This is a genomic window from Mesorhizobium sp. 01N446, from assembly GCF_056399285.1.
Window position 1 is genome coordinate 151723 of sequence record NZ_JBFTRA010000009.1, and the last position, 13271, is coordinate 164993.

At 62.9% G+C, this 13271-nt stretch carries 12 protein-coding genes; 7 read left to right on the forward strand and 5 right to left on the reverse strand.

Features of this window, described 5'->3' with window-relative positions; all coding sequences use genetic code 11:
- Positions 1 to 25 precede the first annotated feature (25 nt).
- Positions 26 to 781, forward strand: coding sequence for a hypothetical protein (locus AC1DPX_RS28340; protein ID WP_202354866.1), 756 nt, complete (start codon positions 26 to 28; stop codon positions 779 to 781).
- Between the two features lie 36 nt (positions 782 to 817).
- On the opposite strand, the gene AC1DPX_RS28345 is transcribed toward AC1DPX_RS28340, so the two are convergent.
- Genes AC1DPX_RS28345 through AC1DPX_RS28355 form a run of 3 tightly spaced genes read right to left on the reverse strand, consistent with a single transcriptional unit; the run spans position 818 to position 3982 of the window.
- Positions 818 to 1132 carry a DUF1905 domain-containing protein gene (locus AC1DPX_RS28345; protein ID WP_477240756.1) on the reverse strand — a complete coding sequence of 105 codons (315 nt, stop codon included), beginning with the start codon at positions 1130 to 1132 and terminating at the stop codon, positions 818 to 820.
- Positions 1133 to 1136: 4 nt separating this feature from the next.
- Positions 1137 to 3020, reverse strand: coding sequence for a DNA mismatch repair endonuclease MutL (gene mutL, locus AC1DPX_RS28350; protein ID WP_477240975.1), 1884 nt, complete (start codon positions 3018 to 3020; stop codon positions 1137 to 1139).
- A 59-nt stretch (positions 3021 to 3079) separates the two neighbouring features.
- On the reverse strand, positions 3080 to 3982 hold the full coding sequence (locus tag AC1DPX_RS28355) for a LysR substrate-binding domain-containing protein (RefSeq protein WP_477240758.1): 903 nt from the start codon (positions 3980 to 3982) through the stop codon (positions 3080 to 3082).
- A gap of 89 nt (positions 3983 to 4071) precedes the next feature.
- Between AC1DPX_RS28355 and AC1DPX_RS28360 the strand changes: the two genes are divergently transcribed.
- The 5 genes from AC1DPX_RS28360 to AC1DPX_RS28380 all read left to right on the forward strand — a co-directional run bounded on the left by AC1DPX_RS28360 (position 4072) and on the right by AC1DPX_RS28380 (position 9963).
- Positions 4072 to 5622: a trimethylamine methyltransferase family protein gene (locus tag AC1DPX_RS28360; protein WP_477240760.1), complete on the forward strand. Its 1551-nt coding sequence runs from the start codon at positions 4072 to 4074 to the stop codon at positions 5620 to 5622.
- Positions 5623 to 5666: 44 nt separating this feature from the next.
- Complete coding sequence (locus AC1DPX_RS28365) at positions 5667 to 7316, forward strand: ABC transporter substrate-binding protein (RefSeq protein WP_202354862.1); 1650 nt, start codon at positions 5667 to 5669, stop codon at positions 7314 to 7316.
- Between the two features lie 96 nt (positions 7317 to 7412).
- Positions 7413 to 7892, forward strand: coding sequence for a DUF3828 domain-containing protein (locus tag AC1DPX_RS28370; protein ID WP_477240762.1), 480 nt, complete (start codon positions 7413 to 7415; stop codon positions 7890 to 7892).
- Between the two features lie 297 nt (positions 7893 to 8189).
- A complete protein-coding gene (locus AC1DPX_RS28375) occupies positions 8190 to 9155 on the forward strand; it encodes a right-handed parallel beta-helix repeat-containing protein (RefSeq protein ID WP_244730403.1) in 966 nt (321 codons plus the stop codon).
- A 184-nt stretch (positions 9156 to 9339) separates the two neighbouring features.
- Positions 9340 to 9963: a YqhG/Tai3 family protein gene (locus tag AC1DPX_RS28380; RefSeq protein ID WP_202354859.1), complete on the forward strand. Its 624-nt coding sequence runs from the start codon at positions 9340 to 9342 to the stop codon at positions 9961 to 9963.
- 8 nt (positions 9964 to 9971) lie between these two features.
- Here AC1DPX_RS28380 and queF read toward each other — a convergent pair whose 3' ends face one another.
- Positions 9972 to 10433: a preQ(1) synthase gene (gene queF / locus AC1DPX_RS28385; protein WP_477240764.1), complete on the reverse strand. Its 462-nt coding sequence runs from the start codon at positions 10431 to 10433 to the stop codon at positions 9972 to 9974.
- A gap of 137 nt (positions 10434 to 10570) precedes the next feature.
- On the opposite strand from queF, the gene AC1DPX_RS28390 reads away from it, so the two are divergent.
- Positions 10571 to 12616 (forward strand): oxidoreductase, encoded by a 2046-nt coding sequence (locus AC1DPX_RS28390; protein WP_202354857.1) that lies wholly within the window; start codon positions 10571 to 10573, stop codon positions 12614 to 12616.
- Positions 12617 to 12775: 159 nt separating this feature from the next.
- Here the strand turns inward: AC1DPX_RS28390 and AC1DPX_RS28395 are convergent, their stop codons facing one another.
- Complete coding sequence (locus AC1DPX_RS28395; protein ID WP_202354856.1) at positions 12776 to 13183, reverse strand: hypothetical protein; 408 nt, start codon at positions 13181 to 13183, stop codon at positions 12776 to 12778.
- Positions 13184 to 13271: the final 88 nt, after the last annotated feature.

Below are 13271 nucleotides of genomic sequence, written 5' to 3' on the forward strand. Positions count from 1 at the left end.
GAGTGGAATTCACCGGGGGGGCGGGATGGTCAGGCAGTTCGTATCAGCTTTTTTCTGCTTGTTGCTGCTCAGCGGCAAGGCCACGGCGGGTTGGTATCATGTGGAGAACTACGAAGGCTCCATTGGTCCCAACCCCGTCCATTTATCCCTGCAGACCTATGCGTTCGGCAGCGGCCTTACAGTCCAGGGCAGCCTCGTCTACGACGGGAAGCAAAGCCCGATCACGCTCTACGGCAAAGCCAATGGCGCCAGCATCGTGCTTTGCGAGATTGCCGATGACAAGGAGTTTCAGCGCGTCATCGTCATCGGCTCCAAAACGCCCTTCGACGTTACCGGATGCCCGTTTTCTCTGGAACTCGGCGACGGTGTCCTGACGGGCAACTGGAGCAAGGGCGCGGACAAATTTCCGGTCAATCTCAAGAGGGTCGCTGGCTTCGACGATACGCACGAGGGCAAGATCGACGGCAACGTCGAAATTCCGTTCTGGGCGCAAACTGCAACGGATAGGTTCGCTGGAATCTACACGAAGACAGACGACTATATCTGCATGGAGAAGATGCTGGTCATCAACAAGAAGCGGAAGAAGGTCGTGCAGACCATCGATTTCGACGACGAAGACTGCAATGCAGGCATGCTGATGACGCCGATCTACTGGAATGTGCAGAAGCAGACCGAGCGAGGCAAGGACATCATCTCCGTGAATTTCCGAGACGGCCGTGCGGGCTATGAGGAGGTCTATGTCTTTGACCGCAAGACCAGGAAGTACCGCCTGAGGAAATGAGACGGCTCCCATCGACAGGATCGTCCATGGGCCGCGTTATCGTCCGCGAAGGTGTATCGCGATGGAAGCAGAAATCGAATCGCCTGCCGTCAGATTGCACTTGCGCCTGACATCGTCCTTCAGGGGCAAAAGATAGCTTCCGTCCTTGGGGAACAGGGATGTGCCGAACATGAAGCCGTCAATGGTCGCTTCGACAGGTATCACTCCCCAGCCATAGGTCGCGAACTTCGCGACTTTCTTGATCTCTTCGCTATGCTGCTGGGGGATTGGCACGAAGAAGTACGGCGTAGGACCCCTCCAGTGGATCACCTCGGCTTCGAACTGGAACCGGACCGTCGACCCGCCGCTCACATGCTTACCGTCGCCCGAACAGCCGCTCGATATCGGCGAGCTTGAGCTCGATATAGGTCGGGCGGCCATGGTTGCAGGTGCCGGAACCGGGCGTCGCCTCCATCTGGCGCAGCAGCGCGTTCATCTCCTCGGCCTTGAGCAGCCGGCCGGAACGCACCGAGCCGTGGCAGGCCATGGTCGCGGCGATCTTGTCCAGCCTTTCCTTGAGCGTCTCGACCGTGTCGTTGTCGGCGATCTCGTCGGCGAGGTCGAGCACCAATTGCTGGACATTGGTCTCGCCAAGCATTGACGGCGTCTCGCGCACCGCGACGGCGCCCGGGCCGAAACGTTCGATGCCGAGGCCGAACCGGGCGAGCGTTTCGGAATGCATGGCGAGCCGCTCGGCGTCCTCTTCCGGCAGATCGATAATCTCAGGCAGAAGCAGCATCTGCGACGGCACCGGCCGTGAGTGCAGGGCGTTCTTCAGCGCTTCGTAAACCAGCCGCTCATGCGCCGCGTGCTGATCGACGATGACGAGTGAATCCCTGGTCTGGGCAACGATATAGTTCTCATGCACCTGGGCGCGAGCCGCACCGAGCACCGTGCCAAGCAGCGTCTCGGCCGCTTCGCTCTGTCCGGCGCGCGCATCGGCGCTGGCAAGCGGGCCGGTATCGAACGCCGCCTGGCCGGGCTCGCCAAACCCGCCATGCCTTGCGCCGGCGCGCTCGAAGGCTCCGAATTGCATGTCGAGCGGACGCTGCGGCGAGCGCACGGGGTCGAAACCGGCGGAGCCGGACGCGCGGTAGGCTGCGTCGTAGCTACGATGGCCGTTGGCCGGGCCGCCATGATCATAGGAGGCGGCGCCCGGCCGGAACGCCGCCATCATGCCGGCGGCTCCGGTCGTGGCCGAGCGGATGCCGGCGTCGGCCAGTGCCTGGCGGATGGCTCCGACGATCAGGCCGCGCACCAGGCCGGGATCGCGGAACCGCACATCGGCCTTGGCCGGGTGGACGTTGACGTCGACGATCGCCGGATCGAGCGAAAGAAACAGCACCGTCACCGCGTGGCGGTCGCGCGGCAGGACATCAGCGAACGCGCCGCGAATGGCGCCGGCGATCAGCTTGTCGCGTACAGGCCGGCCATTGACATAGGCATATTGCTGCAGCGCATTGGCGCGGGTGAACGACGGGATCGACACATGGCCGGTCAAATGTACGCCGTCGCGCATCGCGTCGATGGCAATGGAATTGTCGGGAAACTCGGCCCCCATCACCTGGGCGACTCGGCGCAGGCTGCCTTCCGCAGTGTCGTCTGTCGCCGGCAATTCCAGCGTCGAGCGGTCGGAACCGGCCAGCGTGAACCGCACGGCCGGAAAGGCGATGGCGATGCGCTTGACCACATCGCTGGTGGCCGAGCTCTCGGCACGCTCACCTTTCATGAATTTGAGCCGCGCCGGCGTGGCAAAGAACAGGTCGCGCACCTCGACCGTGGTGCCGCGGTTGGCTGCGGCCGGTCTGACGGGGAGCACGCGGCCGCCCTCGATGCCGATCTCGGCGGCGCTGTCGCCCGAAGCCGTGCGCGACCGGATCGACAGCCGCGACACCGAGCCGATCGACGGCAGCGCCTCGCCGCGAAAGCCTAGCGAGCGGATGTCGTTGATATCCTCGACGAGCTTGGAGGTGCAGTGGCGCGCGATCGCCAGCGAAAGCTCCGGTTCGGGGATGCCGGAACCGTCATCGGTGACGCGGATCAGGTTCAGCCCGCCGCCAGCGGTGACGATTTCGACGCGTGATGCGCCGGCATCCAGCGCATTCTCGACCAGTTCCTTCACCACGCTCGCCGGACGCTCGATGACTTCGCCGGCGGCGATCTGGTTGATCATCGTTTCGGAAAGCTGGCGAATGGGCATGACGGCAGTATAGGCGGATTCGTGTCGTGCGGGCGAGGGCGAACTGCCGCCGAACGGCTTTATGCCTGCGCCGCCAGCCAATCCCTTACCTTGCGTGCATTCTCGCTCAGCTCCCGGTTCTTCGGCCAGACGACGTAGAAGGCCTTGCCGGTCTTGAGCACATGATCCGTCACCTGCACCAGCAGTCCGGTCGCCAGCAGCCGCTCGGCGAGGTGGCGCCAGCCGAGCGCGATGCCTTGCCCCTCCATCACGCCCTGGATCACCAGGCCATAGTCGTTGATGCGCAGGCCGCGCGCGGTGTCGCCGAGGTTGCCGCCGGCCGACTGGAACCATTCGTCCCAACTGGCCGCCTCGCGATATGGCTCTTCGAGATGGATGAGACGGTGCGCGGCCAGATCCCCAACAGTCTTCGGCATGCCGAATTTCGCCAGGTAACTGGTGCCTGCGACGGGGAAGATCTCCTCGTCGGCAAGCGGCAGCGAATGATAATCCGGCCAGTCCCGGGGCTCGCCGCCGCGCACGGCCAGCGGAATACCTTCGGCGATGATGTCGAGGTCGCGGTCGGCGGTCTGGATACGCAGATCGATGCCCGGCAATTCGTCACGGAACTGCTGCAGGCGCGGCATCATCCAGAACGAGCCGAAGGCAGTCGATGCGGCAAGCGTCACATGGCCGCCGGTCGCTTGCAGGCGCAGATCCTCGGCCGACTTGCGGATATGCGACAGCCCCAGCGAGACATCGGCGTGGAAGCGTTCGCCGGCTTCGGTCAGGCTGACCTGCCGGTGGCGGCGCTGGAACAGCTTGGCTCCGAGCTGTTCCTCCAGCCCGCGCACCGCGTAGGAGACAGCGGCCTGCGTCATGCCGAGCTCGCGCCCGGCGGCGGTGAAGCTCGATAGCCGGCCGGCCGCCTCGAAGACGATCAGGCTGCCGGCGGAGGGCAGGAGGTGGCGCAGGCTTCGCATAAGGTGAGCTTATACAGAAGATCAGGATTTTCCAGCGTCACAGTCATATTTCGGGTCGCTAACGTGAGTGGCGGGAAGAAGGAGGCTCCATGAACGCACCGGCCGTTGAATTGACCGAACAAACCCACCGCCGCGGCGGTGGCCGTCTTGGCCGCAAGGCGCTTAGAAGCGCGCCGATCGCTTCCTTTCCGACCTTGGTGCGAAAGATCCCCGTCTATGAGATCGTCCCTGACGAGGCGGTGGAACTGATCCACGAGGAATCGCTCAAGATCCTCGAGGAGGTGGGCTGCGAATTCCGCGACGACGGCGCGATCGAGCTCTGGAAGGCGGCCGGCGCCGATGTCAGGGAGACGCGTGTCCGCATCGACCGCGCGCTGCTGATGGAGCTCGTCTCGAAGGTGCCGTCCGAGTTCACGCTCCATGCGCGCAACCCCGAGCGCACGGTGCGCGTCGGCGGCAACAACTCGATCTTCGTGCCGATGTATGGCGCGCCCTACGTCCGCGACCTCGACAACAACAGGCGCTATGGCACGCTCGCCGATCTCAACAATTTTCACAAAATGGCCTACATGGCCCCCGCGCTGCATTCCTCGAGCTCGGTCATCTGCGAGCCCATGGAAATCGCCGTGCCGAAGCGGCATCTGCACATCATCCACTCGGCGCTGAAACATTCCGACAAGCCGTTCATGGGCATAGTGACGTCGAAGGAGCGCGCCGAGGATACGATGGCGATGGCTGGCATCGTCTTCGGCGAAGAGTTCGTCCGCGACAACCCGGTGCTGGTGGCGATCACCAACTGCAATTCGCCGCTGGTATGGGACGCCACCATGATCGACGCCATGCGGGTCTATGCGAGCCACAACCAGCCGCTGATCCTGGCGCCTTTCGCGCTATGCGGCGCTTCGACGTCGGCTTCCGCCGTCGGCGCTGTGGCGCAGGTCAACGCCGAGGCGCTTGCCGGCGTGGCGCTGACCCAGCTTATCCGCCCAGGCTCGCCGCAGGTCTACGGCCAGTTCATGGTCACGGTCGACATGAAGACCGGCGCGCCGATGGGCGGCACGCCCGAGGCCGCCCAGATGATGTATCTGATGGGCGCGCTGGCGCGGAAATACCGGCTGCCGTGGCGCACCTCGGGCTTCCATGTCGGCTCCAAGCTGAACGATGCCCAGGCGGGCTACGAGGCGAACATGCTCATGCATGCCGCCATCCTGTCCGGCGCCAATTACATCTGGCATTCCGCCGGCTGGCTGGAGGCCGGCCTGACCTGCGGCTATTCGAAATTCGCGACAGACTGCGAGCAGCTTGTCGGCTGGTACAAATATGCCGGCGGGCTGTCCTTCGATGATTTCAAGGAAGCCATGGCGGCGATCCGCGAGGTCGGACCGCAGGGTCATTTCCTCGGCACGCAGCACACGCTGGAACATTTCGAGTCCGCCTTCTTCATGCCCTCGATCATGGACTTCAATTCCTACGAACAGTGGAATGCCGAAGGGGCGAAGGACCACGACACGCGCGGCCGCGAGAAGGCCCGCAACATGCTTGCCGATTACGAGGAGCCGAAGCTTGATGAGGGTATTGCCGAGGGTCTCAGGGATCTGATCGCGCGGCGCGAGGAGAAGCTGCCCGACACAGTGAGTTGACGAAAAGGGCGAAGACCCGACGGGAACCATAAGGGAGGAAGAAAATGACACTTTTCAGAAGCAACGGCGATCGCGTCCCGAGCGCTATCGAGGCCATGGCGCAAGAGGCGCGAGCCGGCCGCATGGACCGGCGCGAGTTCCTGGCGCTGGCCAGCGCCTTCGGCGCATCGACGGCTTTGGCCTACGGCATGATCGGTCTTGCCGCGCCGCGACAAGCCTTGGCCGAGGAGCCGAAGAAGGGCGGCACGTTGCGCGTCTCGATGTCGGTCAAGGCGCAGAAGGACCCGCGCACCTATGACTGGGTGGAACTGGCCAACATTTCGCGCAGCTGGCTGGAACCGCTGGTGCGCTACACCAGGCAATTCACCTTCGAGCCGGTGCTGCTGGAAAGCTGGGATATCAACGACGACGCCACCGAATATGTCCTGCATGTGCGCAAGGGCATCACCTGGAACAATGGCGATGCCTTCAATGCCGATGATGTCGCCTACAATGTGGCGCGCTGGTGCGAGAAAGGTGTCGCCGGCAATTCGATGGCCGCGCGCGTCGGCGCGCTGATCGACGCAAAAACCGGCAAGGCGAGGGACGGCGCGATCACCAAGGTCGACGATCATACGGTCAAGCTGAAGCTCAGCGAGCCCGACATTTCGCTGATCCCGAACTTCACCGACTATCCCGCGCTCCTCGTGCACCGCAACTTCGATGCCGACGGCGCCGATCCGGTCAAGAAGCCGATCGGCACGGGACCGTTCGAACTGGTCTCTTACGATGTCGGCCAGAAGGCGGTGGTGAAGCGCCGCGAGAACGGCAAATGGTGGGGCGGCGAGGCGCCGCTCGACGGCGTCGAATTCGTCGACTACGGCACCGACTTCAACGCCACGGTGAACGCCTTCGATTCCGGCGAGATCGACCTCAATTTCGAGTCGCCCGCCGACTTCATCGACATCCTCGACAAGATGGGCCTCGAAAAAACCGAGGTCGCGACGGCAACGACGCTCGTTGCCCGCACCAACATCACGCACAAGCCCTATGACGACAAGCGGGTGCGCAACGCGTTGCAGATGGCCGTCGACAACAATGCCGTCTTGCAGCTCGGCTATGCCGGGCGCGGCACGCCTGGTGAGAACCACCATGTCAGCCCGATCCATCCGGAATATTATCCCTTGCCGAAGAAGGAGCGTGATGCCGCCGGCGCCAAGAAGCTGATGGCGGAAGCCGGCCAGGCCGACTTCGAGCATGAGTTGATCACAATCGAGGACGATTGGCAGAAGAACACCGGCGACGCAATCGCCGGCCAGTTGCGCGATGCCGGCATCAAGGTGAAGCGGACCGTGCTGCCCGGCTCGACCTTCTGGAACGACTGGACGAAATATCCCTATTCGATGACCATCTGGTACATGCGCCCGCTTGGCGTCCAGGTGCTGGCGCTGGGCTATCGCACCGGCGAGGCCTGGAACGAATCGGCCTACTCCAATCCCGATTTCGACGCCAAGCTCAAACAGGCGCTCTCGCTGATCGATGTCGCCAAGCGCAAGGAGGTGATGAAGGACGTCGAGCAGATCCTGCAGGATTCCGGCGTCATCATCCAGCCGTTCTGGCAGAAGCTCTACAGCCACACCAACAAGAAGGTGAAGAACTACGGCGTCCACCAGACCTTCGAGATGGATCTCCAGAACGTCTGGCTCGACGGCTGAAAGGAGACCGGGCAGGGCTTCATGAGCCGCAAAAAAGCCGGTATGCAGGATCCGTGGTGTTGATTGATTCAAGCCACCAAACGCCGGAGATTCTGCATGCGACGGTCAGTGCTCCTTGCCGCCCTATCGACAGCCTTGCCCGCAGTCGCCTTCGCCGGCCCGGCATCAGACGCCGTGAAGTTCTTCTATGTTCCGGCGGTCAAATTCGAGGCTGACGCACAATACCGGGATCGCTTCACCGCGCCGGTGACGAAACTGTTCGATCTCAACGACCAGGCGACCAAGAAGAATCCCGATCAGGTCGCCTGTATCGACTTCGATCCTGGTCTCGATGCGCAGGATTTCGACCAGAAGACTGTCTCCAAGACACTGAAACTGTCCGAGACGGTGGACGGCGACACGGCGCAGGTGGTGGCGAGCTTCAAGCTGTCTGCGGACGGCGACGATTCGCAACGCGAAATGCACTGGTCGCTGAAGCAGGTCGATGGCAAGTGGAAGGTATCGGACATTGCTTCGAAGACCAGCGACTGGACGCTGAGTCAGCTTGAATGCATGGCTGGCCAGGATCCGGAATGATGCCACGGCCTTGGCCGGCCCGGCCGCGGGCGTCGATCCGGCGGATTCAGGTCGCCGCTCGCCATCCCCGAGGCACGCTTTCCAAATTTCGTGGAACGTCAAGCACTTCGAATGTAGTGTGAAGGCAATGTAACAAAGGCGCGGCAGCGGCTGCGTAGCTTGGCGGATCGCCGGGCGCGTGAGAAATTCAAACCAGCGATCTGGTTTTGCCATCACGTTGCTTTTGACAAGGCAAAACGCTAAACTTCTCCCGCTTGGTTGTGAACAAATATCTTGTTCCATTTAGGGGGAATGATCATGAAAGTTCTAGGCTACCTATTATCTTCGCTGTTTCTCGCCTTGGCGATGGCGGTGATCGCCACGCCGGCTTCCGCGCAGGCAACCCGAACATGGGTTTCCGGCGTTGGTGACGATGCCAATCCCTGCAGCCGCACAGCGCCTTGCAAGACTTTTGCCGGCGCAATCTCGAAGACCGCGGCCGGCGGCGAAATCAACTGCATCGATCCAGGTGGCTTCGGTGCGGTGACAATCACCAAATCGATCACCATCGCTTGCGAGGATGTCGAGGCAGGTGTGTTGAACGCAGGGACGAATGGCATCATCGTCAATGCGTTGGCCACTGACGTTGTCGTTCTTCGTGGTCTCGACATCGACAGCACGCCGGCTACGCCCGGTCTCAACGGGGTTCGGTTCCTTGTCGGGGCCGCATTGCTTATCGAGGACTGCGTCATTCGCGATAATACGGGCGCCGCGCCAAATGGCATGGGTATCAACTTCGCGCCGTCCGTGGCAGCTGAACTCTATGTCAGCAACTCCCAGATCACCGGCAACAATGACGGCATCCATGTCCAGCCGACCGGCACCGGATCGGCGAAGGTCGTTATCGAAAACTCTTCGGTCGAGAACAACAATCTTGCTGGGGTGAAGGCCGACGGCACCGGCAGCAGCGGCGGGATCAACATAACCGTCTCGAACAGCAATGTGTCCGGCAACACCAACTCTGGCGTCAGCTTGTTCAATACGGCCGGGGGTGCAGCCATCAACATCATGGTTGATCGTGTCGTCGCGGCCAACAACGGGGCGAATGGGGGCCTTCGGGCCGATGGACCGGGCACCCTGATACGGGTTGGCAACTCTACGGTCAGCGGCAATACCACTGGCACGGCGATCAACAATGGTGGCCTGATCCAGTCTTACGGCAACAACGAGATCAACGGCAACGCCAGTGATGGGCCAAATCCGCCTGTCATTGCACTGAAATAACCTGATGTGGCTTGCCTGGCGCGATATCGATCGCGCCAGGCAAGCAATTTGAATGGCGTGGCCTTGTCTACGCCAACAAACTCTGCATGGTTCTGGACCAGGCCCGAAGGTTGCGTGGCTGGATGTCCGGCCAATCGAATGCATGCCAATCGAAAGCATGACTGGCCAAAGCCTTGGTGACGTTATGGCCCGTTCCTGTGTTCTGGCATTGTCGGTTTCTTTCATACTGGCGTGGGGTATGAGCGGCGCGGCGGCGCAGGGGTTGTTTGGCGCCCCGCCGGCGAACGCTCCGGCCGAAGGCGCGCCCTCGGCCAGCGCTCCTGCAGACAGCGGGGCGCCGCCCGCCAATACGCCGGGCGGTGCGGGGGAGCCGGCAACGCCGCCGGTTGCATGGCCGCCCAGCGAACCTGCCGCACCCATCCAGCCAGGATCACCAACGGCGGTGGTGCGGCCGTTCTACGATCAGCTTGGCCTGGAGATCGATCCAGCGCAGCGGAGCCATTTTATCGATCCGGCGAAAACCGTGCTCGACAAGAGCGACGCCTTGCGCAAATCCGGACAGGGCGAGTGCCTCGACCCCAACATGGCGCTGGACAATGCCGACTATGACAAGGACGAGATCGGCAAGAGCCTGAAAACGCTCGAAGCGATCAATGGCGACCAGGCCAAGGTCATCGTCGCCTTCGTCGTCGCCGGCAACCCGCACCGTCTTGAATGGAAGCTCAAGAAGGTCGACGGCGACTGGAAGATATCCGACCTGCTGTCGGTGACCGGCGAGTGGGCGCTCAGCCAATATCAGTGCGAATGAGGGGCGGCTCAGCCGCGCCCGCGATAGGGCGCGACACCGGTGTCGGGCAACCAGGCGCCTTCAGGTGGTGCGCCGGTCTGCCAGAACACGTCGATCGGAATGCCGCCGCGCGGATACCAATAGCCGCCTATGCGCAACCACAGCGGCTTGGTTGCTGCCACGATGCGGCGGCCGATCATGACGGTACAATCCTCATGGAAGGCGCCGTGGTTGCGAAACGAGGTTATGAACAGCTTCAGAGACTTTGATTCCACCAAAGCCGCATCGGGTGCGTAGTCGATGACGATATGGGCGAAATCCGGCTGGCCGGTCACTGGGCACAGCGAGGTGAATTCCGGGCAGGTGAAGCGAACGATCGCCGGCGGGCCGTCGCCGCGCGCAAAAGGCACGGTTTCCAGGACCGCTGCTTCGGGGCTCTGTGGCGTCTCGACGTGCGCGCCGAGCTGGGTAAGGGTCTTGGTGTCGATCATGGGCGGGGTTCCTTCGAATTTGCCGCTCATTAGCATCGGATCGACAAGTGTGCAGCGGTTTTCGGCCGAATCCGATGCCTGAATAAGAACTGGGGCAGCACCTGCTGCTCAGCGCAATTTGAAACCGCAGGAAGACGATGACGAGCAACGACCCGCTTCTCCAGCCCTACCAGCTCAAACATCTGACGCTGAAGAACCGGGTGATGTCGACCAGCCACGAGCCGGCCTACTCGGAGGACGGCATGCCGAAGCAGCGCTACCGGCTCTACCATGCCGAGAAGGCCAGGGGTGGCATGGCGCTGACCATGACCGCCGGCTCAGCCATCGTTTCGCGCGACAGTCCCGCGGCCTTCGGCAATCTGCATGTCTATGACGACCGCATCGTGCCGTGGCTGGCTGAACTCGCTGAGGCCTGCCACGAGCACGATTGCAAGGTGATGATCCAGATCACCCATCTTGGCCGCCGAACCGGCTGGAACAAGGCCGACTGGCTGCCGGTGCTGTCGGCCTCGCCGGTGCGCGAGCCGGCGCACCGCGCGTTCCCGAAGATCATCGAGGACTGGGACATCGAACGCATCGTCGCCGACTATGCGTCGGCGGCCCAGCGCTGTCAGGCCGCCGGCCTCGACGGCATCGAGTTCGAGGCTTACGGCCATTTGATGGATGGTTTCTGGTCGCCGGCCACCAATCATCGCGACGACGAGTATGGCGGCTCGCTCGACAATCGCCTGCGCTTCACCAACATGGTGCTCGATGCCGTGCGCGCGGCGGTCGGCGAAAAGTTCGTCGTCGGCATCCGCATGGTCGCCGACGAGGACTTCGAGAAAGGCCTGTCGAAGGAGGAGGGCGTCGAGATCGCCAGGCGGCTTGCCGGCTCCGGCAAGGTTGACTTCCTCAACATCATCCGCGGTTCGATCGAGAGCGACGCGGCATTGACCAAGGTCATTCCGGTGACCGGCATGCGGTCTTCGCCGCATCTCGATTTCGCCGGCGAGGTGAGGGCGGCGACGAAGTTCCCGACCTTTCATGCGGCGCGCATCTCCGATGTCGCCACCGCGCGCCATGCGATCGCCACCGGCAAGCTCGACATGGTCGGCATGACGCGCGCGCATATTGCCGATCCGCACATCATCAGGAAGGTGATGGAGGGCCGCGAGCATGAGATCCGCCCCTGTGTCGGCGCCACCTATTGTCTCGACCGCATCTATGAAGGTGGTGAGGCGCTCTGCGTCCACAATGCGGCGACCGGCCGTGAGGCCGAGATTCCGCACATCATCGTCAAGACCGAAGGGCCGAAGCGGAAGGTCGTTGTCGTCGGCGCCGGCGCCGGCGGACTGGAGGCGGCGCGCGTCGCGGCCGAGCGCGGCCATCAGGTGACCGTCCTGGAGGCATCCTCGCAAGCGGGTGGCCAGGTGCGTCTGGCAACGCAGAATCCGCGCCGCAAGGAGCTGATCGGCATCATCGACTGGCGGCTGGCCGAACTCGACCGGCTCGGCGTCGAGATCCGCTACGACACCTGGGCGGAAAAGGACGATGTTCTGGCGCTGGCGCCCGATGTGGTGGTCATCGCCACCGGTGGCCTGCCGCAGAATCCGCCGCTGACGGCCGGCGACAATCTCGTCACGTCGAGCTGGGACATCATGGCCGGCAGCGTCAAGCCTGCCGAGAACGTGCTGCTCTTTGACGACAATGGCGGCCATCAAGGCATGGGGGCGGCCGAACTGATCGCCAACAGCGGTGCGAGGCTGGAACTGGTTTCGCCGGAACGGTTCTTCGCACCCGAAATGGGCGGCATGAACCACGTGCCCTATATGCGCGCCTTCCAGGAAAAGGGCGTCACCATCACCATCAACACGCGCCTGCGCTCGGTGCGGCGCGAAGGCAATCAACTGGTCGCCGAACTCGCCTCGGACTTTGCCGACGGCTGGCGTGGGGAACGCCGGGTCGACCAGGTGGTGGTCGAGCATGGCACGGCGCCGCTCGATGATCTCTATCTCAGCCTGAAGCCGCTTTCGAAGAACCACGGCGCGATCGACTACGAACGCCTGGTCGGCGGTGGCGACATTTTCCCGGCACGCAACCCCGCAGCGGGCTTCGTGCTGTTGCGTATCGGCGATGCGGTCGCCTCGCGCAACATTCACGCCGCCATCTATGACGGGATCAGGTTCGGCTTGCGGATCTGATGCACGGCCCGCTCAGGCCGGCGCAATTGTCGGCGTTGGTGGCGCGCGGTCGGACCTGCATACGAGAGCCCATGTATGCCGGCCTGGCCGCGCGCCCGCACGTCACTGGCTCGTCGCCGGGCAACATGCGATCTCTGGGCTTTGCGGTGCGGACGGTGCTCAGACCATCCTGGCGATCGCCATGCACAGCACCGTGAGCGCCAGCAGCCGCGCGGCGATGCGTTCGCCCATGGCCATTCTGGCGCGCAGTTGCGTTTCGATTTCCGCATTGGCGCCGGCGAGCCGCCGGCTCGGCGCCCTGACCATGGCGCCGAGCACGCCGGCGGCAGCGAAAGCCGCCAGTATGCCGAGTGCAAGCACCATTTCCATCGAGCCGAAATAGGCGCCATGGAAGAAATACCACAGCAGCGCCCCGGTCAGGAAAACCATGCCGGCCGCGCCCATCTGCGGCTGGATGAAGCGTTCCGCCTTGATCTCGGGATCGCGGGCAAGCGTGACGGTGGTGCCGGCCCAGAACACGCCTGCCATGACGTGAAGCCCGATAACGACGATGTAGACGTATTGCATCACGGCTCTCCTCCTCGCCTGCTGGTGTGCCAATAGTTAGATATCTAACTGTTAGATGTCAACGTATAAAGCGAGAGCCAGTTCCATC

Coding starts and splice junctions, on each gene's coding strand:
- AC1DPX_RS28340 (WP_202354866.1), top strand. CDS start 26: ATGGTCAGGCAGTTCGTATCAGCTTTTTTCTGCTTGTTGCTGCTCAGC.
- mutL (WP_477240975.1), bottom strand. CDS start 3,020: ATGCCCATTCGCCAGCTTTCCGAAACGATGATCAACCAGATCGCCGCC.
- AC1DPX_RS28355 (WP_477240758.1), bottom strand. CDS start 3,982: ATGCGAAGCCTGCGCCACCTCCTGCCCTCCGCCGGCAGCCTGATCGTC.
- AC1DPX_RS28360 (WP_477240760.1), top strand. CDS start 4,072: ATGAACGCACCGGCCGTTGAATTGACCGAACAAACCCACCGCCGCGGC.
- AC1DPX_RS28365 (WP_202354862.1), top strand. CDS start 5,667: ATGACACTTTTCAGAAGCAACGGCGATCGCGTCCCGAGCGCTATCGAG.
- AC1DPX_RS28370 (WP_477240762.1), top strand. CDS start 7,413: ATGCGACGGTCAGTGCTCCTTGCCGCCCTATCGACAGCCTTGCCCGCA.
- AC1DPX_RS28375 (WP_244730403.1), top strand. CDS start 8,190: ATGAAAGTTCTAGGCTACCTATTATCTTCGCTGTTTCTCGCCTTGGCG.
- AC1DPX_RS28380 (WP_202354859.1), top strand. CDS start 9,340: ATGGCCCGTTCCTGTGTTCTGGCATTGTCGGTTTCTTTCATACTGGCG.
- queF (WP_477240764.1), bottom strand. CDS start 10,433: ATGATCGACACCAAGACCCTTACCCAGCTCGGCGCGCACGTCGAGACG.
- AC1DPX_RS28390 (WP_202354857.1), top strand. CDS start 10,571: ATGACGAGCAACGACCCGCTTCTCCAGCCCTACCAGCTCAAACATCTG.
- AC1DPX_RS28395 (WP_202354856.1), bottom strand. CDS start 13,183: ATGCAATACGTCTACATCGTCGTTATCGGGCTTCACGTCATGGCAGGC.